The 25,388-nt window shown below is 62.5% G+C and carries 20 protein-coding genes; 15 read left to right on the top strand and 5 right to left on the bottom strand.

The genetic code is table 11. From position 1 onward, the window contains the following. Nucleotides 1–96 precede the first annotated feature (96 nt). Entirely contained in the window at nt 97–384 is a 288-nt protein-coding gene (locus P3T20_RS27205; protein WP_074264649.1) for a PsiF family protein, read from the bottom strand. A 446-nt stretch (nt 385–830) separates the two neighbouring features. Between P3T20_RS27205 and P3T20_RS27200 the strand changes: the two genes are divergently transcribed. Together P3T20_RS27200 and P3T20_RS27195 are read left to right on the top strand one after the other, a co-directional pair. Beyond that, nucleotides 831–1,127: a YciI-like protein gene (locus P3T20_RS27200; RefSeq protein WP_429288378.1), complete on the top strand. Its 297-nt coding sequence runs from the start codon at nt 831–833 to the stop codon at nt 1,125–1,127. A gap of 534 nt (nt 1,128–1,661) precedes the next feature. Next, nucleotides 1,662–3,017: a transposase gene (locus P3T20_RS27195; RefSeq protein WP_429288377.1), complete on the top strand. Its 1,356-nt coding sequence runs from the start codon at nt 1,662–1,664 to the stop codon at nt 3,015–3,017. A gap of 76 nt (nt 3,018–3,093) precedes the next feature. Here P3T20_RS27195 and P3T20_RS27190 read toward each other — a convergent pair whose 3' ends face one another. Then, on the bottom strand, nt 3,094–4,614 hold the full coding sequence (locus tag P3T20_RS27190) for a mannose-1-phosphate guanylyltransferase/mannose-6-phosphate isomerase (RefSeq protein ID WP_429288376.1): 1,521 nt from the start codon (nt 4,612–4,614) through the stop codon (nt 3,094–3,096). Between the two features lie 543 nt (nt 4,615–5,157). Here P3T20_RS27190 and P3T20_RS27185 point away from each other — a divergent pair. The 13 genes from P3T20_RS27185 (at nt 5,158) to P3T20_RS27125 (ending at nt 22,326) form a co-directional block, all read left to right on the top strand. Next, nucleotides 5,158–6,555 (top strand): undecaprenyl-phosphate glucose phosphotransferase, encoded by a 1,398-nt coding sequence (locus P3T20_RS27185; RefSeq protein WP_429288375.1) that lies wholly within the window; start codon nt 5,158–5,160, stop codon nt 6,553–6,555. A gap of 91 nt (nt 6,556–6,646) precedes the next feature. After that, on the top strand, nt 6,647–8,104 hold the full coding sequence (locus P3T20_RS27180) for a UDP-glucose dehydrogenase family protein (protein WP_429288374.1): 1,458 nt from the start codon (nt 6,647–6,649) through the stop codon (nt 8,102–8,104). 22 nt (nt 8,105–8,126) lie between these two features. Further along, nucleotides 8,127–8,582 carry an exopolysaccharide biosynthesis protein gene (locus tag P3T20_RS27175; protein WP_074264643.1) on the top strand — a complete coding sequence of 152 codons (456 nt, stop codon included), beginning with the start codon at nt 8,127–8,129 and terminating at the stop codon, nt 8,580–8,582. Next, the gene (locus P3T20_RS27170) at nt 8,576–9,754 is read left to right on the top strand and encodes a polysaccharide biosynthesis/export family protein (RefSeq protein ID WP_074264642.1); all 1,179 of its coding nucleotides are present in this window, start codon (nt 8,576–8,578) and stop codon (nt 9,752–9,754) included. The genes P3T20_RS27175 and P3T20_RS27170 overlap by 7 nt, the downstream gene beginning before the upstream one ends. A 106-nt stretch (nt 9,755–9,860) precedes the next feature. After that, nucleotides 9,861–12,059: a polysaccharide biosynthesis tyrosine autokinase gene (locus P3T20_RS27165; RefSeq protein ID WP_429288498.1), complete on the top strand. Its 2,199-nt coding sequence runs from the start codon at nt 9,861–9,863 to the stop codon at nt 12,057–12,059. A gap of 17 nt (nt 12,060–12,076) precedes the next feature. After that, nucleotides 12,077–13,003 carry a glycosyltransferase family 2 protein gene (locus tag P3T20_RS27160; protein ID WP_429288373.1) on the top strand — a complete coding sequence of 309 codons (927 nt, stop codon included), beginning with the start codon at nt 12,077–12,079 and terminating at the stop codon, nt 13,001–13,003. 95 nt (nt 13,004–13,098) lie between these two features. Then, nucleotides 13,099–14,253: a glycosyltransferase family 4 protein gene (locus P3T20_RS27155; RefSeq protein WP_429288372.1), complete on the top strand. Its 1,155-nt coding sequence runs from the start codon at nt 13,099–13,101 to the stop codon at nt 14,251–14,253. Between the two features lie 3 nt (nt 14,254–14,256). Next, complete coding sequence (locus P3T20_RS27150) at nt 14,257–15,717, top strand: glucose-6-phosphate isomerase (RefSeq protein ID WP_074264639.1); 1,461 nt, start codon at nt 14,257–14,259, stop codon at nt 15,715–15,717. Beyond that, on the top strand, nt 15,718–16,917 hold the full coding sequence (locus P3T20_RS27145) for a glycosyltransferase family 4 protein (protein WP_429288371.1): 1,200 nt from the start codon (nt 15,718–15,720) through the stop codon (nt 16,915–16,917). A gap of 56 nt (nt 16,918–16,973) precedes the next feature. Next, nucleotides 16,974–18,140, top strand: coding sequence for a glycosyltransferase family 4 protein (locus P3T20_RS27140; RefSeq protein ID WP_429288370.1), 1,167 nt, complete (start codon nt 16,974–16,976; stop codon nt 18,138–18,140). Between the two features lie 35 nt (nt 18,141–18,175). Continuing rightward, nucleotides 18,176–20,092 (top strand): SMP-30/gluconolactonase/LRE family protein, encoded by a 1,917-nt coding sequence (locus P3T20_RS27135; protein WP_429288369.1) that lies wholly within the window; start codon nt 18,176–18,178, stop codon nt 20,090–20,092. Between the two features lie 182 nt (nt 20,093–20,274). Next, nucleotides 20,275–21,285 carry a glycosyltransferase family 2 protein gene (locus P3T20_RS27130; RefSeq protein WP_429288368.1) on the top strand — a complete coding sequence of 337 codons (1,011 nt, stop codon included), beginning with the start codon at nt 20,275–20,277 and terminating at the stop codon, nt 21,283–21,285. A gap of 15 nt (nt 21,286–21,300) precedes the next feature. Then, nucleotides 21,301–22,326 (top strand): glycosyltransferase, encoded by a 1,026-nt coding sequence (locus P3T20_RS27125; protein WP_429288367.1) that lies wholly within the window; start codon nt 21,301–21,303, stop codon nt 22,324–22,326. Nucleotides 22,327–22,397: 71 nt separating this feature from the next. On the opposite strand, the gene gmd is transcribed toward P3T20_RS27125, so the two are convergent. Genes gmd through P3T20_RS27110 form a run of 3 tightly spaced genes read right to left on the bottom strand, consistent with a single transcriptional unit; the run spans nt 22,398 to nt 25,332 of the window. Next, nucleotides 22,398–23,441, bottom strand: coding sequence for a GDP-mannose 4,6-dehydratase (gene gmd, locus P3T20_RS27120; RefSeq protein ID WP_429288366.1), 1,044 nt, complete (start codon nt 23,439–23,441; stop codon nt 22,398–22,400). A 56-nt stretch (nt 23,442–23,497) separates the two neighbouring features. Then, on the bottom strand, nt 23,498–24,244 hold the full coding sequence (locus tag P3T20_RS27115) for an SGNH/GDSL hydrolase family protein (RefSeq protein ID WP_429288365.1): 747 nt from the start codon (nt 24,242–24,244) through the stop codon (nt 23,498–23,500). Beyond that, a complete protein-coding gene (locus tag P3T20_RS27110) occupies nt 24,241–25,332 on the bottom strand; it encodes an acyltransferase family protein (protein ID WP_429288364.1) in 1,092 nt (363 codons plus the stop codon). The genes P3T20_RS27115 and P3T20_RS27110 overlap by 4 nt, the downstream gene beginning before the upstream one ends. Nucleotides 25,333–25,388 lie beyond the last annotated feature (56 nt).

Raw genomic sequence — 25,388 nt, 5'->3', positions numbered from 1 at the left:
GCGGCGAGGCAGGTGTGCTCTGCCGACAGTGGCGTCGCGGAGGTGGCGCGGTTCTAACCGCGCCACCTCCGCTACAACGCCCAGAAGCGCCTGGATTCAGCTCTTGTTGCTCAGGCAGGTCGACATGAAGGCCTTGCGATCGTCGCCTTTCTTACCGGCGGCTTGTGTGTTGCACGCCTTCATCTTGTCTTGCTGGGACATCGGCGCGGCGGCCGGCTTCGCCGACAGGCACGATTTCATAAAGGCCTTGCGGTCGTCGCCTTTCTTGTCGCCGGCCTGCTGGTTGCAGGCGGTCATCTTCGACTGCTGACTGTTTTGAGCGAAAGCGGGCGACGCCAACACGGCGCCGAGGACGAGGGCTGCGAGCGCGGACTGGATCTTCATGGGACACTCCATCGGTAGTGAAACTGTTATTGGTAGTCGTACAACCGGGCGTCACAGGCATCCGTTTGCCCATCGCCGTCGTTATTATGGCAAAGCTGTCAGGTAAAACGGATGGCAATGTTGGCTGGTTGACAGGCGGCGGGGCAGGTTTTCCCTGGGCGCTCATCCGCCGGCGATCGCCCGTCAATGACACTCAAGACACGCCTGGCATGAGCAAAATGCGCAGATAGTTCGGAATACAGAATGAATGACGATCGATAACAACACCTTTCAATTTCCTTGTCACAGTTTCCCGGTGAACAGAAGCGCGCCCGCATTGGTATAAGCTCGATTCGATCGGTTTCAATTGAAATCCGGAAGAAAATTCCGCCGTTATTCTAAAGCCGCAATATTGACGTGATTGGCTAAACCGGAAATATTTATCCGCTAATTCAGGAGGGATATCCATGCATTACCTGTTGATCTACGACCTCTGCGACGACTATCTCGAACGCCGGGCAAGCTGGCGCGACGAGCATCTGAAACTGGCGCGGGCCGCGGTCGCGCGCGGCGAACTACAGCTTGGCGGAGCGCTCGTCGAGCCGGCTGACAACGCCATCCTGCTGTTCGAAGGCGATTCGCCGGCTGCTGCCGAAGCCTTTGCAAACGCCGATCCGTACGTGCGGGAAGGGCTCGTTACGCGCTGGCGCGTGCGTGGATGGATGACGGTGGTGGGTGAGCACGCAGCGAATCCGGTCACCTGATCTACGCTGCGCGGCGGTCCCAAATGTGCTCCCGCGCAGAGGCACGGGAGCAAATCGCCGGCCGGCTCGTTGCGCCCTCAACGTGTTGCGGTACCGATACACACGTCTATCAGGCCATAAAAAAACAGTAAAACTTTTCCGTATTCATTTGGCTGAAATAAAGCAGTTCTTTCATCGTGGATGTGCCGCGCGATAGACGGTTGTGCTGTTGCCACTGACGGCATTTCTGCCCCGGCTATTGGAAAATCAACGCGGCAAAAAGCACAAGTTTGTTTCCATCCGTAACACTTGTGTTTGGGATATTCACGGAAACCCTGGTGATGGTATGCTTCCTGCACAATTTCTCCTATGCACGAGTGAGACCACGTTTTGTGCTTCGCGGTGGGGAACAATCGCACTAACGCAGTGCGAAATTCGCGAATCGGCCGGGACGTAAATACATATTTGTGCAACCGAGGACACTACACGGATCGTGAACGCTGAATTCGTGAGATGTCCAAAGCCGCGGCCTGGCCAGGCTGCGTGGAGAACCGCATGTTTTTCGATGAGCTAAGCAATGACGAATGGGCGCAACTCGCAGCGCTCGTTTCCGATGAGCCGGCGGTCCGTCTCAACCGACGCGGCCGGCCGCGCGCCGAACCACGCATCGTGGCAAATGCAGTCCTCTGGATTCTGACAACCGGTGAGCCCTGGTCGAAACTGCCAGGCCGCTATCCGTCGGGTCCGACCTGCCGTCGCCGTTTTGAGGAATGGCAGGTAAACGGCACGCTCGCCGAAATGGTCCGGCTGCTGTCGCAGACCGGGCGCACTTTCGTGTATGTCCCGCAAGCATCGCCGCCGGCTGCTGCAGCGAACCCCGTGCCGCAACTGGAAACCGTGAGCGTGCGCGACGACAGTCTGCGCGGCGTGTCGTGGAAAAGCCCCGAGTCGTGGCAGACGCCTGCCAATGCGACGCGCGGCTGGCCCTCGCTCGACCCGCTCGCCGACATGACGCGCCAGCTGTCCGGCACGGTGCCGCCGGATGTCGGCGTGCGCACCGAGCCGGCCGTAAGCCGGGCAGCGGAACTGGGCGCCGTCCCGCGCCGCTGCGACCATCCGCTGGACGCTCCGCAACGTCCGTTGCCGATGAGCCTTGCGGCGCGCGGCATGCAGGTCGTCGACCGGCGCGGCTACGTGATCTACGTCGCGGCTGAACGCGTGCCGAGCGCCATGTATCGCGCGTGGGCGGAGATCGAGCTGGACGGCCGCCGCGTCGAGCGCTCCGGTCTGGTCGGCCCGCGCTTTGCCGACCCCGATGGCGCGCAGGAGTATGCGCTGGAGTGGGCGCGTCAATGGATCGACCGGCAGTACCGCACGGTGGGCGCTGCGGCGAATGTGGCAACCGTCGCGAACGTGGCAGGTGCGGCGTCGTCGGCCGCTGCCGCAGGTGCGGGAAGTGTCGCAGCCGCTGCAGGTTATTCGCGGCCCTTGCCGGCCACCCGTACGATGCCCAATGTGCCCACCGTCAGTTCGGCAGGCGTGCATGCGGACGCGCCGCCAGCTGGGCAAGCACGTGGACAGGCAGGACAGATGAGTGGCGCTAAAAACGGCCAGGCGGCGGACAACCAGCTGAATGACGGCCACGTTGGTCAGGCTGGCATCCACGCGCAGGGCCATCATCTGAGCGGTTCTCTTGGTGGGCCGATAAATGGGCCAATAAATGGTCCGATCAGCGGCCCGCTTGGTGGTCCACTGAACGGCCCTATCAATGGCCAGCTGCACGGTCCCTTGCATGGCCCGATCAGCGCACTGCGCGCACCGCTGCGCCGCTACCCCAGCGAAACGCCGGCCGACAACAGCACGTCCGAGCGATTCCCGATGTCCTCAGAGCTCATCTCCCACGCAGGGTGAGCCAAAGAGCAGCCCGCGGCCGGTAGGAGCAACCGCCGCAGGATCCGCATCAATAGCTGGTGATTCGCCGTCAAGGTTACTGGCGTCCGTAAGTGTCGTCGAAGCGCACGATGTCGTCTTCGCCGAGATAGGAGCCGGACTGCACCTCGATCATTTCCAACGGCATCTTGCCGGGATTCTCGAGGCGGTGAGTCGTCCCAAGCGGAATATAAGCTGATTCGTTTTCGGAGACGATAAAGCGCTCTTCACCGCGGGTGACGAGAGCTGTGCCGCGCACGACGATCCAGTGTTCTGCGCGGTGATGATGCATTTGCAGCGACAGACGTGCGCCCGGATTCACGACAATGCGCTTCACCTGGAAGCGCTCGCCGCTGTCCACGGAATCGTAGTGCCCCCACGGACGATGCACCTTGCGGTGATTCGCGGCCACCGCGCCACCCTCGGCGCGAATCCGGCCGACAATCTTCTTCACGTCCTGCACGCGCGATTTATCGGCCACCAGTACGGCGTCGGCGGTCTCGACAACCACGAGGTTCTGCGTGCCGACGCAGGCAATCAGGCGTCCTTCGGAGTGTGCGAAGGTCGACGTCGAGCCTTCGAACATCACCTCGCCGCGTCCCACGTTGCCGGTTTCGTCCTTCGGCAGGATCTGCCAGATCGCATCCCATGAACCCACATCCGACCAGCCGGCCTGCAACGGCAAAACCACGCCGGTCGCAACCGACGGATCGCCGCCAAGCTGTTCCATCACCGCATAGTCGATCGAATTCGACGGCGACGCGCTGAACGCTTCGCGCTGCAGCCGGAAGAAGTCGCCGTCCGCCTTGCCGCCCGCAAAGGCCGCGTCACAGGCTTCGTAAATGCCCGGTTGAAAATGTTTGATCGCCGCAAGCCAGGTTGAGGCGCGCATGATGAAGATGCCGCTATTCCACCAGTACTCCCTGGATTCGACGTAGCGCTGCGCGAGTTCGAGATGCGGCTTTTCGACGAAGCGGTCGAGACGGTGCGCATCGAGTGCGCCGTCACGCTCGAGCGGTGCGCCCAGACGGATATAGCCGTAGCCGGTTTCCGCATGTGTCGGCACGATGCCCATCGTCACGATATGGCCTTCGTAGGCGTGCTGCACGCCGGCGGCGACTGCCGCGTGAAACGCTTCGACATCGGTGACCGCGTGGTCGGCGGGCATGACCACCATGATGCCGTCGTCGTCCTGCGAGGCGATCGACAGGGCGGCTACCGTCAGCGCCGGCGCGGTGTCGCGGCCGGCCGGCTCGAGAATCAGCCGGCTTGCCTTGCCGCTCACGCGCAGCTGCTCGGCGGTGGTGAAGCGGTGTTCTTCATTGGCGACCACGATCAGCTGATCGGCGAGCGGATGCCTGGCATCGAGCGCGTCGAGGCGCCTGGTGGTCGATTGCAGCAGCGAGTCGTCGCCCAGCAAGCCGATCAGCTGCTTCGGATACTGCTCACGCGACATGGGCCACAGGCGGGTGCCAGAGCCGCCCGCCAGGATGACGGGATGAACCTTCAGCTTGACCTTCAGGGATGGGGCGGCGCCTTGCCGGCTGTCGCCGACGGATGCCGTGACCGTTGCTGTCATGGTGATGTGCTCCTCGGGGCTGGGTGAGTACGTCGATTTGTATCACGGCGTAAATAGCCAATAAAAGCTTGATAAATCGAAGTTCCAAAAAACTAATCAAAAGAACCCGCAAAAAATCTCGAAATAATTGATGGTTTATTGCGGCGCAGCAAAAAATCAAAAAAATATTCGCAAAGAAACGTCCTGGATTTTTTTCGGTGGTCAGGCTGCCTAAAAAAGGGGCAGCACAGACAGGTGTCATGACGTGCAAACTTTGCCGAAAACTGTCCGATAAACGCTAGAAATGCCCCCGTCGAGGCGCCAAACAGCCTCCGAATCAGAAAAAATTACCTAAATAATGCAGAAAAAATATTGCATTTCTGACCGATACAATTTGAGATTTTTTACGATCTTGCAGTGCGATTTTTAATGCCCCCTTATCTAGTCCTGTACGGGTATTCACTCATTCTGACTTAGGCCTCTTTTGAATTGGCTTGTAAAGCGCGGTGTGCATGCCCGCTTATCTGACGGACGGAACTTGACTGACCAACTGAGGTGCCGCGCATGCTGAGCGTCCTATCGAGAATCATCGACATCGCCATGGTCGCGCTCGGCGCCGTGCTCGCGGCAGCGCTGCACAACGGCAAATGGCTGTGGCTGGACGACATGCAGAGCGTTTCGCTGGCGTTCGACTGCCTGCTCGTCGTGGTGTTCTTTCCCGCGCTGGGCATCTACCAGTCGTGGCGCGGCAAGCCGCTGATGGACCTGTTGTTTCGCGTCTGCGGCGGCTGGGTGATGGTGGAAATCACCGGCGTGCTGATCAGCTTCAGCCTGCACCGCTCGGACCTGCTGTCGCGCCTGTGGCTCGCGTATTGGGCCGTCGCCACGATCGTGCTGCTGATCATCACCAAGGCGCTCGTCTACACGATCCTGAAGGGGCTGCGCCGCGAGGGCTTCAATCACAAGGCTGTGGCGATCGTCGGCGGCGCGCCCTACGGCAAGTTTCTGATCGAGCAGATGCGCATTCGCCCGGAGGCGGGCTTTAGCCCCGTGGTGGTCTATGACGAGGACGCCACGATCGATCCGTATCAGGATCCGGACACGGTGCAGGCGATCGAAGGCGTGCCGGTGGAGCGTGAGTTCGCCACGATGATCCAGCTGGTGCGCGGCCGCGCCATCAAGGAACTCTGGCTCGCCTTGCCGATCTCGAAGGAGAAGACGATTCACCGCTTCGTGATGGAGCTGCGCAACGACTTCGTGAACATCCGCTTCATTCCGGACGTGCGCAGCCTGACGCTGTTCAGCCAGCCGATGGTCGATCTGCTCGGCGTGCCGGCGATCAACCTCGCGGCCTCGCCGATCACCGATCTGCGGGTGCTGCCCAAGCGCGTGTTCGACCGGCTGTTCGCATTCGGCGCGCTCACCGCGCTGGCGCCGCTAATGCTGGTTATCGCGGTGATGGTAAAGCTGTCGTCGCCGGGTCCGGTGTTCTTTCGCCAGAAGCGCAAGGGCATCGACGGCAACCAGTTCGAGATCTACAAGTTCCGCTCGATGAAAGTGCACGCCGAAACGGCCGGCAAGATCACCCAGGCGACCCGGCGCGATCCGCGCATCACCGCGGTGGGCGCGTTCCTGCGCCGCACGAGCCTCGACGAGCTGCCGCAGTTCATCAACGTGCTGCGCGGCGAGATGTCGGTGGTGGGACCGCGCCCGCATGCGCTCGAACACGACGACATCTACAAGGATCTGGTGAAGGGCTACATGCACCGCTATCGCATCAAGCCAGGCATCACCGGATGGGCGCAGATCAACGGCTACCGGGGCGAAACCGACCGCATCGAAAAGATGATGGGCCGCGTGAAGCTCGACCTGTACTACATGCAGAACTGGACCTTCTGGCTCGACATCAAGATCGTCGTGCTGACGCTGTGGAAGGGTTTTGTGGGCAGCAACGCGTACTGAGAGACGTACCTGGCGCGGACCGGACACATGCGGGCGCAGGCAGAAGCCTGAGCCCGGTTTCAGAACCATTCATATCTCCGAGGTGTAATTCATGAACGTGACGATCATTGGTAGCGGCTATGTGGGCCTCGTGACGGGCGCGTGTCTTGCCGACATCGGCAACGACGTGTTCTGTCTCGACCTCGACCAGCGCAAGATCGACGTGCTGAACAATGGCGGCGTACCGATCCACGAGCCGGGCCTGCAGGAGATCATCGCGCGCAACCGCAAGGCCGGGCGCCTGACGTTCTCGACCGACATCGCCGCAGCGGTGGCGCACGGCGACATCCAGTTCATCGCGGTGGGCACGCCCTCCGACGAAGACGGCTCGGCCGATCTGCAGTACGTGCTGGCGGCAGCGCGCAATATCGGCCGCCACATGACCGGCTTCAAGGTGATCGTCGACAAGTCGACCGTGCCGGTTGGCACCGCCGTGCGGGTACGCAATGTGATCGCCGAAGAACTGGCGGCACGCGGCGCGCACCACATGTTCTCGGTGGTATCGAACCCGGAGTTCCTGAAAGAGGGCGCCGCCGTCGAAGACTTCACGCGCCCTGACCGCATCGTGCTCGGCTGCGACGAGGACGTGCCGGGCGAGAAGGCCCGCGAGCTGATGAAGCGCCTGTATGCGCCGTTCAACCGCAACCGCGAACGCACGCTGTACATGGACGTGCGTTCGGCCGAGTTCACCAAGTACGCCGCCAACGCCATGCTGGCCACGCGCATCTCGTTCATGAACGAACTGGCGAACCTGGCCGACCGCGTGGGCGCGGATATCGAAGCCGTGCGCCGCGGCATCGGTTCAGACCCGCGTATTGGTTACGACTTCCTGTATGCCGGCTGCGGCTATGGCGGCTCGTGCTTCCCGAAGGACGTGCAGGCGCTCATCAAGACCTCGATCGAGCATGACCAGGGCCTGCGCATTCTGGAAGCCGTGGAAGCGGTCAACGAAACGCAGAAGAAGATTCTCGCGCACAAGATCGTGGCGCGCCTGGGCGACGATCTGTCGGGCCGCACGTTTGGCGTATGGGGTCTCGCGTTCAAGCCCAATACCGACGACATGCGCGAAGCACCGAGCCGTCCGCTGATCGCCGAACTGCTCAAACGCGGCGCCCGCGTCAAAGCCTACGACCCCGTCGCGGTGGACGAAGCGAAGCGCGTGTTCGCGCTCGATCTGCAGCATGTCCCGCAACAACACGCGCGGCTTACCTTCGAAAGCGAAGAGATGGACGTGGCGCGCGGCGCCGATGCGCTCGTGATCCTGACGGAATGGAAGGTCTTCAAGAGTCCTGATTTCGGCAGTCTCAAACAGCACCTGAAAACACCGCTGATTTTCGACGGCCGCAACCTGTACGAGCCGGAGGCGATGCAGGAGCTCGGCATCGAGTATCACGCGATTGGCCGCCAGCACGCGCAGGGCGCCGGGCACACGCCGGCTGCACACAGCCTGAATCATCCGCATCACGACAATCGCGCAGCCCGGTCCGCCGGTGCCGCCGCCACGCAGTGACCTCCAGCGAAGGAGTCCGCCTATGTTAGCCAACGTATTGATTGTCTGTCATGCCAACGTCTGCCGCTCGCCTGCGGCCGAATGGCTTTTCAGGGCGCGGCAACGCAGCGCCGTGGAGGCCGAAGGGCAGGCACGGCGGGCAATCCGCTTTCATTCGGCGGGCATTCGCGCGGTCGACGGCTGGGGCATGGACCCGATGATGCGGCGCCTGCTCGCCGAGCGCGGCGTGACGCCGGGCATGCATCAGTCGCGGCGCATCGACCGTCAGATCGTGCGCGACGCGGACCTGATCCTCGTCACCGAACACCGTCAGGTCAAGGACGTCGAGAAACTCGAGCCGGATGCGCGCGGCAAGGTCTTTCCGCTCGGCACGGAAGCCGACGTCGTCGATCCCTATGGCAGGGCGGAAAACGAATATCGCGCGAGCCTCGTGCTCATCGAACAGTTGGTCATGGGATGGCTAAACAAAATATGCTGAATCGAAATTTTACTGTTGCTCTTTTGCTGACGGTTTTTCTGTCGGCCTGCGCTACCGCACCTGGCAATTACCTCGACACTTCGAGTCTCAAAGAGGATTCGTCGAACAAGCCGGCCCAGACGTATCAGGTCCATCTGATCGACGGCGATCTGGTCGATGCCCAGACCCAGGCGCAGCAGGCAGCGGCGCAGCAGCGCCCGTTGCCGCCCAGCCGGTACACCGACCCGTCTCAATACGTCTACCACGTGGCGCCGCAGGATATCCTGGGCATCACGGTGTGGGATCACCCTGAATTGACGACGCCGAGCGGCAGCACGCTGTCGACCGGCGACAACACCACGCAGACACTCGCAGGCGCCGTGCAGCAGCCGTACACGACGGCGTTGCCGGGCCAGGCCGACCCGTACGGCCAGACCGTTGCGCCGGACGGCACGATCTACTTCCCGTTCGTCGGACGCGTGCAGGCGGCCGGCAAGACGGTGGGCGACATCCGCAACGAACTGGCGGTGCGTCTGGTGCCGTACATCCGCAATCCGCAGGTGGATGTGCGGGTGCTGTCGTTCCGCAGCCAGAAGGTTCAGGTGACCGGCGAAGTGAAGACGCCCGGGCCGCTCGCGATCAGCGACGTTCCGCTCACGCTGCTCGACGCGATTACGCGCTCGGGCGGCAGCACCTCGATTGCGGATATCCAGCGCGTGCGTCTGACCCGCAACAACAAGCTCTACGTGCTCGACGCCGATAGCGTGCTCGACCGCGGCGACGTGCGGCAGAACGTGATGCTGCAGGCCGGCGACATCGTGAATGTGCCGGACCGCGTGGATAGCCGTGTATTCGTGATGGGCGAGGTCAAGGCGCCGCAGGCTGTATCGATGTTACGAGGCCGCCTGACGATTGCCGATGCGCTCACCCAGGCCACCGGGATTCTCGACACCGACGCGAACCCGCGCCAGATCTACGTGATGCGCGGCATGAAGGACCATCCGACCACGCCGGAAGTCTATCGCCTCGATATGACCCAACCCAACGCCATCATGCTGTCGTCCAAGTTCCAGCTGCAGCCGCTGGATGTGGTCTACGTCGGCACGGCGGCTTCGACGACTTTCAACCGCGTCATCCAGCAGGTGTTGCCGGCGATCCAGTCGGTGTTCTATATCAAGGAACTGACGAACTAGTCGCCTGAAACTGCCGAAGATCCTGCGTGATGCGAACCCATGCACAGCGCAGGGTCCGAGGCGACCCAACCGGGATGGAATTGTGAGCACTCAACTGAATCCGTATATGGCCCCGCCGGCCAAGACCGAAGAAGAGGACGTCGTCCTCGGTCAACTATTGCAGGTGATTCTCGACGACATCTGGTGGCTGCTTGCCATCGCGATGACGATCGTTGCAATGGCCGGCGTCTACTGCTTCCTTGCCAAGCCGACCTACAAGGCCGACGCGTACGTGCGGGTGGAGGAGTCCGACAACAACTCGCAGGCCCTCACGCAGACGCAGACGGGCGCGATGATTTCGAGCGGCCAGACCTCGCTGCCCACCGACGCCGAGATCGCGATGATCCAGAGCCGTGGCGTGGTCGGCCCGGTGGTTCGCGACGGCAAACTGGACTTCTCGGTCGCGCCGAGGACCTTTCCGTTTCTCGGCAGTCTTGCGGCGCACTTCGCCACGCCTGGTGTGCCGGCCCGTCCGTGGCTGGGTCTTGACAACTACGCGTGGGGCGGCGAACAGGCCGAGGTCGATTCGGTCGAGGTCGACCCGTCGCTCGAAGGCAAGAAGATGGTGATGACCGTGCTGTCCCCTACGTCGTACGAGCTGCGCGACCCGAACGGCAAGCTGTTGCTGCGCGGCGAGACGGGCCAGACGGAGCAGGGCGGCGGCGTGACGATTCTCGTCAACAAGCTGGTCGCGCGGCCAGGCACTGAATTCACGGTGGTGCGCGCCAATGAGCTCGATGCCATCACCGGGTTCCAGTCGGCGATCAAGGTCGAGGAGCAGGGCAAGCAGACCGGCGTGATCGAGATTTCGCTGGAAGACAAGGACCCGGCGCATGCGGCGTTCATTGCCAATGCACTCGCCGAGTCGTATCTGCGCGAGCACATCGCCGCGAAGCAAACCGATGCGACCAAGATGCTCGAATTCCTCAAGAGCGAGGAGCCGCGTCTGAAGAGCGACCTCGAACGCGCGGAAGCGGCGCTCACCGCGTATCAGCGCGAGTCCGGCTCGATCAATGCAAGCGATGAGGCGAAGGTCTATCTGGAGGGCAGTATCCAGTACGAACAGCAGGTCGCCGCCCAGCGCCTGCAGATCGCCTCGCTCGAGGAACGCTATGGCGACGAGCATCCGCTCATCAAGGCTGCGCGCGAACAGATGGCCGACCTCGAAACGCAGCGCGACAAATACAGCGATCGCTTCCGCAATCTGCCGGCCACCGAAGTGAAGGCCGTGCAGTTGCAGCGCGACGCCAAGGTGGCTGAAGACATCTACGTGCTGTTGCTCAACCGGATTCAGGAGTTGTCGGTGCAGCGGGCCGGCACGGGCGGCAACGTGCATATCGTCGACCTGGCATTGCGCCCGGGCACGCCGGTCAAGCCCAAGAAGGCGATGATCCTGTCGGCGGCCGTGATTCTCGGCCTGATCGTCGGGACCGGCTTCGTGTTCCTGCGCCGCAATATGTTCAAGGGCATCGACGATCCGGAGCGCGTCGAGCGCATGTTCCATCTGCCGATCTTCGGGCTCGTGCCGCTCTCTGCGGAGCAGGCCGTGCTGGAGCATTCCGTCGTGCGCGGCGGCAACCGGCTCAGCTCGGTGCTGGCCGATGCGCGGCCCAAGGACGTGTGCATTGAAAGCCTGCGCAGCCTTCGCACCTCCATGCAGTTCACGATGATGGATGCGCGCAACCGCATCGTCATGCTCACCGGGCCGATGCCTGGAGTCGGCAAGAGCTTTCTGACCGTCAACCTCGCGGTGCTGCTCGCGCATTCGGGCAAGCGTGTGCTGATGATCGACGGCGACATGCGGCGTGGCGCGCTCGAGCGCTATGTGGGCGGTGCGCAGGTCAACGGGCTGTCCGAGCTGCTGAGCGGACAGATCTCGCTGGAAGAAGCGATTCGCGCCACCGACATCGAAGGCCTCAGCTTCATCTCGTGCGGCCATCGTCCGCCGAATCCGTCGGAACTGCTGATGTCGCCGCGCCTGCCGCAATACCTCGAAGGTCTTGCCAAGCGTTACGACGTGATCCTGATCGATACGCCGCCGGTGCTGGCGGTGACCGACGCGTCGATTATCGGCGGATATGCAGGCTCGACGTTCTTCGTGCTTCGCTCAGGGGTGCATAGCGAAGCCGAGATCGCCGATTCCCTCAAGCGGCTGAAGGCAGCCGGCGTGCACGTGCAGGGCGGCATTTTCAACGCGATGCCGCAACGCGCACGCGGTGGCTACGACCGTGGCTACGCGGCGGTGCAGGAATACCTCAGCGCTTAACAACGGAGCATGACGCGATGAAAGTAACGGTACTGGTTCCCACCTTTCGCCGGCCAGCCGATCTGACGCGCTGCCTCGAAGCGCTGCAGCGCCAGTCGCGCGCCCCAGACGAAGTGGTCGTCGTGGCCCGTCCCGACGACATCGCGACGCACACCTGCCTGCGCGATCCGGCGGTCAAGGGTAGGCTGCCGCTTTCGGTGGCACTGGTCGAAACGCCGGGACAGGTCGCCGCGCTCAATCGTGGCCTCGACGTGGCAAGCGGCGACGTGGTTGCCATCACCGACGACGATGCCGCGCCGCGGCCCGACTGGGTCGAGCGGATCGCCGCCGCGTTCGGGAGCGATTCACGCCTGGGTGCGCTCGGCGGCCGTGACTGGGTGCACGAAAAGGGCCGCATTCTCGACGGTGAACGGCCGCTGGTCGGCAAGGTTCTGCCGTCGGGCAAGATCATCGGCAACCACCATCTGGGCGTGGGCGGCGCCCGCGAAGTCGATTTGCTCAAGGGCGCCAACATGAGCTACCGGCGCGCAGCGATCAGCCAGATCCGCTTCGACGCGCGTCTGCGCGGCGCCGGCGCGCAGACGCATAACGACATGGCGTTCAGCATGAGCGTGAAGCATGCCGGCTGGAAGCTCGTGTACGACCCGCGCGTAGCGGTCGATCATTACCCCGCCGAGCGTTTCGACGAAGACCGCCGCGACGCGCAGACCATGATGGCCGTGCGCAACGCCGCCTACAACCTGCATCTGATCCTGCGCGACCAGTTGCCGCCGCTGCGGCGCGAGGCCGCCTGGTGGTGGTACACGCTGGTGGGCACCAAGGTCTATCCCGGCTTCGCCCACGTCGTGCTCGCACTGCTCTCGAAGCAGGGCCGCACGCGGCTCTCGCGCTGGCGTGCGGTGCGCACGGGCGCAAACGAAGCGCGCCGCGCGACGGCCTCGTGACGCGTCGCGATGCGTTCGCCCATCGGTTGCCACAGTGGCGGGCCGTTTGCGCCGAGGCCTTTTCACCCCGCGTCACTCTGCAGACCGGAGTCTGAATGAGCACAAAAGTCAACGTGCATCTGTTTTACGGAGCCGATCCGCGCTTCTATCGCAAGGGCGAGAATATCGGCTGCCTGTATGGCTATCACCACGCCGAATCCGACGAGTTCGCGCTGACCTATTCGCAGGATGCGCGCGAAAGCGCGCCGGTGCGGCTGCTGCGCCGCGGCCTCAAGGCCGTGCTCGGCTTCGATCTGATCCACACGTGGCGCAATCGCGCCGAGATCCTGCGCTCGGATGTGATCTGGACGCATACGGAGCACGAGTATCTGTCGGTTGCCCTGGTGCTGCTGCTGAGCGGGCGCCGCAACGCGCCGCCGCTGTTGCTGGCACAAAGCGTGTGGCTGCTCGACAAGTGGCCCGGCTACGGCATGCTGCGGCGCTGGCTGTATCGCAAGCTGATTGCGCGCGCTGACGTGCTGACGACGCTCGCAAGCGAAAACGCCGAGCTCTGCCAGCGCTACCTCGGGCGCGCAGCGACCCACGTGTACTACGGTCTGAATACCGGCGACTTTCCGGTGCAGGCGCCGGCCGATTGGCAGGCTCATACGCCGGTGCGGATTGCCGCCATCGGCAACGACCGCGATCGCGACTGGGAAACGCTCATCAAGGCGTTCGGCAACGATCCGCGCTACCACGTCAGGCTCGCCACGCGACGCAAGATTCCGGCAAAGCTGCACGCACCGAATGTGGATATCGCGCCTGCCGCGGGGCTGAAGAAAGCACGAGAGCTGTACGACTGGGCCGATCTGGTGCTGGTGCCGCTGCGGCCGAACTCGCACGCCTCGGGTATTACGGTGATGCTCGAAGCTGCGGCGCTCGGCAAGCCGATGGTGGTCACCGGCGTAGGCGCGCTCGAGGACTACTTCTCACATCAGGCTGCGTCGTACGTGCCGCCGTTCGATTCGCAAGCCATGCGCGAGGCGGTTGACCGGCTGGTTGCTTCGCCATCCGAAGCATTGCGCCAGGTCCAGGCGGCTGCAGAACAGCTGCTGTCGCGCGACCTGACGACGCACCATTTCGCCATGCAACATGTGCGGATCACCGAAGACCTGCTGCGCCGGCGTGTGGCGCCACACGGCCGTCCGGAGGCGCGCGCCGAAGTGCGAACCGAGGTGCGGACATCGGGCCAGTCCCGCGGAGGCCTCTAACCGATGTCAACGATCACGCGTGCCGCCGCAAGCGGCGCCGTCCGCCGCCTCAAGAGCGACCCGATGGAGTGGGGGCCGCCCGCGCTGCTGTGGTTCATTACCGCGCTACTGGTGGCGGCGCACCAGGGCTCGCTGCTGACGCTTGCCTTTCCGGTGCTCGCCACCATGACCGGGCTGTGGCTGTACTTCAGAAGTCCTGCGCGTTATGTCGGCTTCATGTGGTGGCTGTGGTTCCTCAGTCCCGAAGTGCGGCGTCTCGCCGACTGGTCGAAGGGCGGCTTTACGCCCACCAGCCTGATCCAGATTGCGCCGCTCGCAGTGACGATGATCAGCGGCATAGGGCTGATTCGCCACTACCCGCTGCTTGCGCAGCGGCGCGGCTTGCCGGTGCTGCTGATTCTCGCCGGGCTCGCCTACGCGTTCATGGTCGGCGTTGTCTCGAGCGGGCCGCTCGCGGCGATCTATGACCTCGCCAACTGGCTCTATCCGCTCCTGATCGGTTTTCACATCATGGCGAATACGCGCAACTATCCGGCGTTTCGCGACACCATCGTCAACACCTTCATCTGGGGCATGCTGGTGATGGGCGGCTACGGACTGGTGCAGTTCGTCATCATGCCGCCGTGGGACGCGCTCTGGATGCTCGGCTCGCAGATGAACTCGCAAGGCGACCCCGTACCGATGGGTGTGCGCGTCTTCAGCACGATGAACTCGTCGGGTCCGTTTGCGTTCGCCATGATGGGCGCGATGGTCTACGTGATGGCCGCGAATCACCGCGTGCGGTGGATTGCCGCCGTGCTGGGCTTCTTCGCCTTCGCTTTGAGCCTCGTGCGCTCGACGTGGGGCGGCTGGGTGGTCGCCATGCTGGTCCAGCTGGTCAAATCGAACAACCGGGTACGCGTGCGCATCGTCGGCAGTGCGATCGTGCTGGCCGGCCTGTGTGTGCCCTTGCTGGTAGTGGGCCCGGTGGCCGAGCGGATGCAGACGCGCCTGAATAGTATCGTGAATCTCAAGGACGACCAGAGCTATGCGGCGCGTAACCAGTTCTACGCGACTTTTGCGCAGAAGGCGTTCACCGACGTTTCGGGCGAAGGCATGGGCGCGACCGGCACGTCGACGAAGCTCTCGAACGACGGCGGCCAGCTTGGCCAATACGGCAACTTCGATAGCGGCGTGATGAACATCCCGTTCGTGCTGGGCTGGCCAGGCACGCTGCTATACCTCTCCGGCATCCTGTGGCTGATGGTGCGGGCCTTGCTGGCCTCGTTCAAGATGCGCGACGACAAATTCGTGTCTTCTTCGGTAAGTCTCTCGCTCGCGATCTTCGCGATGCTGGTGTTCACCAATTCGCTGGTTGGTACTGGCGGCCTGCTGCTTTTCATCAGTCTTTTTTCGATCCTCTCCGCCGCGCACTGGCAAAAGCAGCAGCGCATGCGAGAGCTCATTCTCCACGGAGGCACCTGATTGAGAGTCGCCATTGTCACGCATGTCGTGCGCCATAACGACGGCCAGGGTCGCGTCAATCATGAGATCGCGCGCGCGGCCCTCGAAGAGAATATCGCCGTCACACTCGTCGCCTCGCACGTCGCCCCTGACTTGCTCGCGCATCCGAACGTGCGCTGGGTGCCGGTGAAAATCGGCCGCTGGTGGCCGACCAATCTGTTGCGCCAACAGGTATTCGCCTTCAGGAGCGCGCTGTGGCTGCGCACGCACCGTAGCGAATACGATGTGCTGCACGTCAACGGCTTCATCACGTGGGTGCCCGCCGACGTGAACACCGCACACTTCGTGCATAGCGGCTGGTTCGGCAGCAAGTACTACCCGTTCAGGCTGACGAAAGGGGTGTGGTCCGCGTATCAGTTCGTCTATACGCGGGTCAATGCGACGCTCGAGCGCTGGGCATACCGCCGCTCGCGGGTGATTACGGCAGTGTCGCAAAAGGTGGCCGACGAGATCCGCGCGATCGGGTTGACGCCGCGCAACCGCGTCGACGTGATCTATAACGGCGTCGATACTCAGGGCTTTGCTGCTGCCCACGGCGACCGCGCGAAGTTCAATCTTCCGGGCGACGCGTTTCTGCTTCTGTTCGTGGGCGATCTGCGCACACCGCGCAAGAATCTCGGCACGGTGCTCGAGGCCTTGCGCCATTTACCGCCCGACGTGCATATCGCGGTAGCCGGTTACCTGCCAGGCAGTCCTTACCCGGAACAGGCTCGCGCGCTTGGCGTGGCCGACCGGGTGCATTTCCTCGGGCTGGTGAAGGAGATGCCGGTGCTGATGCACTCGGTCGACGCCTTCGTGTTTCCTTCGCGCTACGAAGCGATGAGCCTGTCGCTGCTCGAAGCGATGGCAGCGGGCCTGCCGGTCGTCACCGCGCGCACGGCGGGCGGGGCGGAGATCATCACGCCCGAGTGCGGCATCGTGCTCGACGATCCGGACGATCCGAAGGCCCTGGCCGGCGCCATTGCGCGGCTCGCGAATTCCAGCGACGTACGCCGCGCGATGGGTGTCGCGGCCCACGAGCTTGCGACCGGCTTTGGCTGGGCGCGCATGGCGGCACAGTACATCGCGCTGTACCGGCAACTGGCGGGACAGCGGGAAGACCGCCAGCGAGCCGCTACGGCGAGCGAATCCCAGCCGGTCAACTTCAAGGTGGCCGAATGAACACCGCTACCGCGACTGCTTCAACCGAAATTTCACGCCACACGAGAGAGCCCGTCATGAAAGCCAGTTCCATCAAATCGTTGCAGATCGGCATGCACTGGTTCCCGGAGCGTGCTGGCGGACTCGACCGCATGTACTACTCGCTGGTGGGCGCATTGCCGGGTGCCGGCGTGGCGGTGCGTGGCGTGGTCGCCGGTTCGGCGCGCGTCGCGGCGGACACGGACGGCGCGATCCAGGGTTTCGGCTCCGCGGCCCAATCGTTGCCGATGCGCCTGATGGCAGCACGCCGCGCCTTGCGCCGTGAGATTACGCGGCAACGCCCCGACGTGATTTCCTCGCACTTTGCGCTCTATACCTTTCCGGGTCTCGATGTGACGCGCGGCATCCCGCAGGTGTCGCATTTCCAGGGGCCGTGGGCGGACGAGAGCCACGTCGAAGGAGCGGACTCGTTCGGTCAGCGCGCCAAGCGTTATCTGGAGCAGTCGGTGTATGCGCGTTCGTCGCGTCTGATCGTGCTGTCCGACGCCTTCGGCAAGATACTGACGTCGCGCTATGGAATTTCCCCGGAGCGGGTACGCGTGGTACCGGGCTGCGTGAATGTGGACCAGTTCAATTTGCCGATCACACCGGGCGAGGCGCGGCTGAAACTGCAGTTGCCGCAAGGCCGCCCTATCGTGCTGGCCGTGCGCCGTCTGGTGCGGCGCATGGGGCTGGAGGATCTGATCGATGCAGTGAAGCTACTGAAGAAACGGGTGCCCGACGTGCTGTTGCTGATCGCGGGGAAGGGGCGATTGCAGGAGGAGTTGCAGACGCGCATCAGCGAGGCCGGGTTGGACGACAACGTCAAGTTGCTCGGCTTCGTGCCGGATCAGCATCTGGCGGCGCTGTATCGCGCGGCCACGATCAGTGTGGTGCCGACCGTGGCGCTGGAGGGATTTGGACTGATTACGGTGGAGTCGCTCGCCTCCGGCACACCCGTGCTGGTGACGCCGGTGGGCGGCTTGCCGGAAGCCGTAGCAGGGTTGTCGCCGAATCTGGTGCTGCGGGCGACTGGCGCAGAGGCGATTGCAGAAGGCCTGGGAGCCGCGCTCGATGGCAGTCTGAAGCTGCCGGATGCGCAGGCCTGCCGGGACTATGCGCGGGCCAACTTCGACAACTCGGTGATCGCGAAGCGGGTGGCCGCGGTCTATAGCGAGGCGATTGCTTCGGGTGAGACGCATTGACGGTTCGGCCAGGCTGGGTCTCAGGAGAACACCACATGGTCTGGAAGCGAATCCATGCTGTATTCCTTGGTCTGCTGCTCGTCGTGATCGCGCCCGCGTGTTGGGCGCAATACACCACCGACTGGCTGGCGAATACGTATGGGACCGATGCCACCCATGTGGGTAACACCGCGCGCTCGATGTGGGTCGCACCCGAAGGCGTCATCTATACCGCTTCGTTCTGGGATGAGGACGAGGGCGGCGTGGCGATCTACCAGAACGGCGCCAGCCTCGGTTCCATCGGCCTTCACAACGATTTTCAGGGAGGCGCGATTACCGGCAATGCCACCTCGATCTTCGCGGCGTTGCAGGGCGGTACCCCTTACGGCAGCGCTGCGGTGGGGAGATACAACCGCATCACCAAGACACGCGATCTTGTTATTGACGTCAGCGTGTGGAATGCCGTCAGCAAGGCCGATGTCATTACGGGACTCGCAACGGCGGGCTCGCTGCTCTATGCGAGCGACTTTTTTGACAATCGCGTCCGGGTCTACACCACCGATGGCGTCTTGCAGCGTGACATCGCCGTCTCGAGTCCCGGTGCTCTCGCGCTGGATGGCGCGGGAAATATCTGGGTAGCCCAGAAGAGCGCGGGCACGATTGTCGAATTCACTCCGGCTGGCGCGCCGCTTAACACTATCCAGATGCCCGCCGGCTCGCAACCGTCGGCGCTGTATTACGACGCTTCGTCCGGGCAACTCATGGTGGGCGACGAAGGGCCCGACATGAACATCAAGCTCTACAACATCTCGGGCACGCCGACACTGGCCGGCACGTTCGGCATTCAGGGCGGTTATCTCGACGCTACCCAGGGGGTCAAAGGTCAGGTCGGCGACAAGCGTTTCACCCGCATCGTCGGCATCGGCAAAGACTCGGCCGGCAATCTTTATGTGCTCAACAATCCGTGGGGTGGAAGCTGGGACATGGGGCGCAATGGCGGCACCGACATTCACGCCTACAACAGTGCCGGCAACCTGCAGTGGAAGCTTCAGTCGCTTAACTTCGAAGGCGTCGCTGCGCCGGACCCCTCCACGGATGGCGCCAACTTCTATAGCGGCACCAATATCTACACGGGCACGGCTGGCGGCACCTTCGTTGCGAACACCGTGGATCCGTTCGACTATCCGTCCGATCCGCGCCTGAACATGCAGGATACGGAGCGCGACGAACACTTCGGTCAACTCGTCACTGTCGGCGGAAATCGCATTCTGGTGGCGTCCGGCCAGAATCCCGCCGCCTTCTACTTCTTTCATTTCAACGCAGCGAACGGCTACATTGCCATACCGGACGCAGCGCTTCCCGGTCCTGCGTTCAACACGACATTAGCGGTGACCGCCGGATTCTGCATCGACAGCAGGGGAGACGTGTGGGCCGGTCTGGACCGGACGAACCACATTTACCACTACCCGCTGACCGGCTTCGATGGTGAAGGAAAGCCGACTTGGGGGCCAGCCGTCACCATCTCCATTCCGGAGAGCATCCGGCCATTGACACGCATCATCTACCTGGCGGATAGCGACACCATGATCCTCGCACAGGGCATCCCCGGGAGCGCGGACTGGACGGCGATGCAATCGCGGATCGAGGTGTATCACGGCTGGAGCGCCGGCAATACCACCACGCCCAACCCGGTGATCACCCTGACCAGCGTCAATCCGAAGTCGATGACAGCGGCCGGCAACTATCTCTTCGTCGGCTACGTGCACACCGTACCCAACATCGACGCCTTCAATCTCACCACAGGGCACCTCGATACGACACTGATCAACGCGAACCCAACTGCGGTGTACGTCGGCAACGACGTGGATTCAATGTATGGGCTGAGAGCCTATCTCACGTCCTCGGGCGAGTATGTGGTCACGAAAGATAACTACAACGCCTCCAGCATCATTGTTCACCGATGGACGCCCTGACCGGTATGCCGGGGCGAATGTCATTGTGAAACTCGCATTCCCCGGATTGCCTAAGGTTTTTAGATTTATTGAGCCTATTTTTCAGGTTTTTTTTAGCCTATTTTGCTAGATACCCGCCGTGTGTGAACGCATACGCAGAGCGAACCGGCCGCTGTGCCTCCGCTCATAATCAAGGTGAAGCCATGACGCGCCCTTTTAAAGTTTCTATCTGCCTGCCGACATGCAATCGCCCGGAGCTGATCGTCCAATGCATCGACTCGTGCCTCGCGCAGACGCACGCCAACATCGAGATCGTGATTGGCGACGATTCGAAGGACGACCGGACCCAGCGGCTGATGGCAGCGCAATACCAGCATGACCCGCGCATTCGCTACGTGAAAAACGAACCGTCGCTCGGCCAGGCGCGCAATGTCGCCAGCCTGTTCGCGCGCGCGAGCGGCGACAAGATCCTGCTGATCCACGACGACGATTACCTTGCCGAAGACGGTGTCGAGCGGCTGGTTTCACTATGGGACAGTCATCCCGGTCTGGATGTCGCCTTCGCCGACCAGTACGAAGTGGATCACGCGGGGCACGTCGATGGTGCGGTCAGCGCAAAACTCAACGCTGATTTTCACAGAACGAAAAGCACCGAGGGACCGCAGAAAGTGCCCGGCCGCACGGGTCTGATCCAGATGTTCCCGAACAACGGCTGGCTCGCGAACGCAGAACTCGTGAAGCGGGTCAGTTATAAGGAACAGTACGGGACGTGCTGCGACTTTGTCTTCGGCGTCGAACTCTGTCTGGCTGCGAAGCAGATCTACTACCTGAACGAATACGTGTCGTACTACCGCAAGACCGACGTTTCAATCTCGGCGAGCACGCGCGGTTCGACCAATGCGGCACCGGTTTCCGCCTATGCGTTCGTCAGCAGTCTGACGCTTGAGCGCCAGGTTGAACCCGCCCGCACTGTCGCGTTGCGCCGGCTCGTACCGATCGTCGTGTCGGTCTATGCGAAGAATGCCGCGCCGTTCAAGGCACTGCGAATCGCGTTCAGGCATCTATCCGCGTATAACTACGGCCTCAATGCGCGGCTCTACTATCATCTGATGCTGATTTCCAGATCGATGCTCTCATCTCGCGCTGGGCGACAGCCAGATGCGCCCACGACCCGGTCCGCCCGCGAAGAATCGCGCACGGAAACGGTTCTCTAATCGACACGGACTGCCATGAAAATTTCGATTGCGATGGCCGCCTATGAAGGCGAGCGCTTTATCCGTGAGCAGCTGGACAGTATCGCCCGGCAGACGCTGCCCCCGTTCGAGCTGGTCATCACCGACGACAGCCCGGACAGTGGAACGCACGACATCGTGGTCGAGTTTTCGCGCCGCGTGTCGTTCCCGGTCCGCATAGTGCGCAACGAACAGCGTTTGGGATTTCACGAGAATTTCTTCAAGGCGATATCGCTATGTCGTGGCGATTTCATCGCGTTCTGCGATCAGGACGACGTATGGACGGACGACAAGCTGGAGCGGGTAGCCAAAGAGTTCGTGGACCCTGAAGTGATGCTGGTGGTTCACGCCGTGAAGGTGGTTGATGCCGATCTCAATGTCCGCCCGGACAACACCGCGAGCCACTGGTCGCACCGCGGTGTCTACGACCCGTTGACGACGAATCCCTGGTACGTGCTTTTCGGCATGTCGACCGTCGTTCGACGCTCCATCTACGAGTACGTCGACTGGCACGATCGGCCCGAGCATCCCGTCGATCCAGGATTTCCGATGTCGCACGATACATGGGCCTGGTTTGTCGCGACGTCGTTGGGAAAAATGGTGGCGTTGGAGGACCAGCTCGCGCTTTATCGTCAACACGACGCTAATAGCTGCGGTATTTCGCCTGACAGGGACATGGGGGAGAAAGTCGCCATGGCCAAGGCGGCTGGGCAGACGCACTATCGCAGGATGGGGACGTCGGCCCTGGCGCGAGCGGACAAACTGCGCCACGTGTTGCAGGAAGCGCCCGCACAGATTCGGCAGCGGGCCGCTATTGCAACGGATTACTACCGGAAACTTGGAGAGCGCCTGCTACGCCGAGCCAATCTCTACAGCGCTGCGACGGCGCGGGTCAGTCGAGCGGGCACCGTCGTCCAGTTGCTCGCGTCCGGAGCCTATCGGCCGGTACCTAAGGGAGGTCTGGGGCACCGGGCCTTTTTGAAGGACGTCCATGCGACCGTCTTTCACGTCAGCATCGAATGAAGGATTAAAGCCGAACAAAAGCTCGCGCGGCGCCTCCTCAAACACCACCGCGCGAGCGAAAAGCAGCAACGCTAAAACGTCTCATGCGCCTCGTTGCGCGTAAGATCGGCAGCCACCATCATCTTGCAGAGCTGCTCGAGTTCGGTCTGCGGTTCCCACCCAAGCTTAGCTTTGGCCTTGTCCGCACACCCGATGAGAAGATCCACTTCGGCAGGCCGATAAAATCTGGGATTCACGCGAATGAGGGTCTTGCCGGTGGCGACATCAATGCCGACTTCCCTCTGTTCCTTCCCAGACCATTCGATCTGATACCCGGCCGCCGCGAATGCCATTCTCACGAAGTCACGTACAGTCTCGGTCCGATTGGTCGCAAGCACAAAAGTATCGGGCTCATCGGCCTGCAGCATCCGCCACATCCCCTCGACGTATTCGAGCGCAAATCCCCAATCCCGCTTGGCATCGAGATTGCCGAGCTCGAGCGAATCCTGCTTGCCAAGCTTGATCTTGGCCACCGTGTCGGTGATCTTCCGGGTTACGAACTCGCGCCCACGCAACGGCGACTCGTGATTGAACAGAATCCCGCTACTGGCAAAAATCCCATACGACTCGCGATAATTGATCGTCATCCAGTGAGCAAACAGCTTGGCGACGCCATAAGGACTACGCGGGTAAAACGGCGTATCTTCGCGCTGCGGCACCGCCTGCACCTTGCCGAACATTTCGGAGGTCGAGGCCTGGTAGTAGCGCGTCTTCGGACTCAGAATGCGAAGCCCCTCAAGCAGATTCAGCGCTCCGATACCCGTCACCTCGGCCGTAGTAACCGGCTGATCGAACGACACCCCAACAAAGCTCTGCGCAGCAAGGTTATAAAGCTCATCGGCCTGCGCCTCTTCAAGCAGCCGCAGCGTCGACCCAAGGTCGGTCAGGTCATGCTCGACGAGCCGCAGGTTAGGATGCCCGGAAACGCCCAGCTCGTTCATCCGCCAGAAATTGACGGAACTGGTGCGCCGATACGTGCCGGTGACCTGATAGCCCTTGTCGAGCAGCAGTTTCGTCAGATACGCGCCGTCCTGACCGGACACGCCGGTGATAATCGCTTTGCGTTGGTTGCTCATGGGTCGCCCTGGAAGCAGTTAAAAAAAATCGGAAGATCAGGTGATGGCGCTATCTGCTACGACGAGCCGGCCAGTAACCGCTGCACCAGCGGATCGACTACGCGAAAGTCCTGTTCGGCTTTCAGCCGGTACAACTCAGGCTTCGGATGCGCACCGTCGGACATCATGGTTTGCCAGCCCGGCAACGCCTCGATGTACGCGTACTGATCGACGAGCGGCACGTGCTGCTCGGCCGCGACCCGGCGGGTCATCGCCACCATCGCACCAAGGCGGGCATTGAGCCGGCCATCGGGCATCGGATTCGACGTCTGCAACACAGGCTGTTTGCCAAGCGCGAGCGCGGTTTTCACCAGCGCGGTTTCCGCTTCGTAGAACTGTTCGGGCGTCTGGTTATGCATCACCTCGTTGATGCCGTAGTTGATCGTGACGATCTGCGCGTTGGACGCCGCAAGCCGTTGTGCCCACGGCGGCACGCCGCGGCCCATGCCGTCGCGCAACTGGTAGGCCATCGTGCCGCCCACGCCGAGATTGACGACACTCACGCGTTCGCCGAAGCTGGCATGCAAGGCATCCTGCAGATAAGCCACCGCGTTCTGTGGGCGAGGGAAGCAATGGCCCTCGCTGCAGGAGATGCCGAGCGTGGTCGAATCGCCGTAGGCTTCGACCACGACCTGTGCAGACGTCCCGGCACGAGGCGGCTCGTTCGCGCGCTGCATCGGCGCTCCGTCCGCACTGGCCTGGCCGCATGCCGCAGCCATCAGCAGGGCGCCCGCGGCGCCGCGAAGTTTGCCGAGGAACTTCATGCGCGCGACTGCGGCGCTCGCGACGCGCTGCCCAACGTAGCCCCGGCGCGCTGCGCACGAGAGGCCGGACCATGAATCAGACGCCGCTCGAAAGCGAACCACGTCACGCTGGCATAGGCGAGCGTGATAGCCAGCGCAAGCGCGGCGGTGACATAACGGCTCATATGCAACGGCCACAGCGTGTACAGGATGCTCAGGTGGATCAGATAGATCGTGTAGCTGATCGTGCCGATGTAGACCAGCACCGGATTGCACAGGAGGCGCCTGACGATGCCCTGGCTTTGCAAGGCGATGACAACGACCGATGTGCACAGGACCAACGAAACGCTGTAGAGCGCCGCATTCGAAAGCGGCGTGTTTTCGGCGCGAAAGCGCGGATAGTGAATATGTAGCCACGCCAGCACGGCCAGCGCAGCGAAGAAGCCGAGCATGGCGAGCGGCCGGAACGGTTGCAATGCGTTGGGGTTGCGCCGCACGGCCACCGCCAGCAGCGCGCCGGCCGCCAGCAGATCCATGCGGAACGGTGTGAGGTAATAGATCGGCCAGAACGAATCGAACCACGGCGTCGCCACGGCACGCAGCACCGGCACGGCAACGATCAACGCAGCGGCGACCCACGCAAGGGCGCGTTCGGGCAGCAACAGGATCACGAAGGGCCAGACAATGTAGAACTGCTCTTCGACGGCGAGCGACCACAGCACGTTCAGGCTGTCATGACCGCTCTGGCCGAGCGCATCGCCGATGTTGGTGGCAAAGAATGCGTACCACTCCCAATGCTTCGCCCAGCCGAAGCCGAACAGCAATGAGGACACCACCATCAGCAGCAGATACGGCGGCAGAATGCGGCGCGCGCGGCGAGCATAGAAATAGCCGAAATACGATTGCCCGCGCGCTTTACGATCCAGCAGGATGCCGGTGATCAGAAAGCCGCTCAGGACAAAAAACAGATCGACGCCCATCCACAGCGGCGCCTTTAGCGCGTGCTGCGCGAACACCGCCAGCACGGCGATCGCGCGCAGGCCGTCGAGCTGCAGGATGCGGCGCGAGTGAGAAGGAGAAGGCGGGGCAGCCAGGGTGCTAACTGTCATGAACCGTCCATGGTGGGCATCGGGTGGGCGTGAGGCGAACTCGTTCGCGGCATGGG

Origin of the sequence: Paraburkholderia sp. GAS206C, assembly GCF_050435645.1 — a bacterium.
GTDB classification, from domain to species: Bacteria; Pseudomonadota; Gammaproteobacteria; order Burkholderiales; family Burkholderiaceae; genus Paraburkholderia; species Paraburkholderia phenazinium_B.
Note: the sequence above shows the minus strand (reverse complement) of the source record. Positions and strands in the feature narration are given on the sequence as shown.

What these genes read in the sequence shown, in the direction of transcription:
- P3T20_RS27160 (WP_429288373.1), top strand. Translation starts at nt 12,077, where the DNA reads ATGAAAGTAACGGTACTGGTTCCCACCTTTCGCCGGCCAGCCGATCTG.
- P3T20_RS27135 (WP_429288369.1), top strand. Translation starts at nt 18,176, where the DNA reads ATGGTCTGGAAGCGAATCCATGCTGTATTCCTTGGTCTGCTGCTCGTC.
- P3T20_RS27200 (WP_429288378.1), top strand. Translation starts at nt 831, where the DNA reads ATGCATTACCTGTTGATCTACGACCTCTGCGACGACTATCTCGAACGC.
- P3T20_RS27155 (WP_429288372.1), top strand. Translation starts at nt 13,099, where the DNA reads ATGAGCACAAAAGTCAACGTGCATCTGTTTTACGGAGCCGATCCGCGC.
- P3T20_RS27175 (WP_074264643.1), top strand. Translation starts at nt 8,127, where the DNA reads ATGTTAGCCAACGTATTGATTGTCTGTCATGCCAACGTCTGCCGCTCG.
- P3T20_RS27110 (WP_429288364.1), bottom strand. Translation starts at nt 25,332, where the DNA reads ATGACAGTTAGCACCCTGGCTGCCCCGCCTTCTCCTTCTCACTCGCGC.
- P3T20_RS27150 (WP_074264639.1), top strand. Translation starts at nt 14,257, where the DNA reads ATGTCAACGATCACGCGTGCCGCCGCAAGCGGCGCCGTCCGCCGCCTC.
- P3T20_RS27180 (WP_429288374.1), top strand. Translation starts at nt 6,647, where the DNA reads ATGAACGTGACGATCATTGGTAGCGGCTATGTGGGCCTCGTGACGGGC.
- P3T20_RS27190 (WP_429288376.1), bottom strand. Translation starts at nt 4,614, where the DNA reads ATGACAGCAACGGTCACGGCATCCGTCGGCGACAGCCGGCAAGGCGCC.
- P3T20_RS27195 (WP_429288377.1), top strand. Translation starts at nt 1,662, where the DNA reads ATGTTTTTCGATGAGCTAAGCAATGACGAATGGGCGCAACTCGCAGCG.
- P3T20_RS27140 (WP_429288370.1), top strand. Translation starts at nt 16,974, where the DNA reads ATGAAAGCCAGTTCCATCAAATCGTTGCAGATCGGCATGCACTGGTTC.
- P3T20_RS27205 (WP_074264649.1), bottom strand. Translation starts at nt 384, where the DNA reads ATGAAGATCCAGTCCGCGCTCGCAGCCCTCGTCCTCGGCGCCGTGTTG.
- gmd (WP_429288366.1), bottom strand. Translation starts at nt 23,441, where the DNA reads ATGAGCAACCAACGCAAAGCGATTATCACCGGCGTGTCCGGTCAGGAC.
- P3T20_RS27130 (WP_429288368.1), top strand. Translation starts at nt 20,275, where the DNA reads ATGACGCGCCCTTTTAAAGTTTCTATCTGCCTGCCGACATGCAATCGC.
- P3T20_RS27165 (WP_429288498.1), top strand. Translation starts at nt 9,861, where the DNA reads ATGGCCCCGCCGGCCAAGACCGAAGAAGAGGACGTCGTCCTCGGTCAA.
- P3T20_RS27115 (WP_429288365.1), bottom strand. Translation starts at nt 24,244, where the DNA reads ATGAAGTTCCTCGGCAAACTTCGCGGCGCCGCGGGCGCCCTGCTGATG.
- P3T20_RS27185 (WP_429288375.1), top strand. Translation starts at nt 5,158, where the DNA reads ATGCTGAGCGTCCTATCGAGAATCATCGACATCGCCATGGTCGCGCTC.
- P3T20_RS27125 (WP_429288367.1), top strand. Translation starts at nt 21,301, where the DNA reads ATGAAAATTTCGATTGCGATGGCCGCCTATGAAGGCGAGCGCTTTATC.
- P3T20_RS27170 (WP_074264642.1), top strand. Translation starts at nt 8,576, where the DNA reads ATGCTGAATCGAAATTTTACTGTTGCTCTTTTGCTGACGGTTTTTCTG.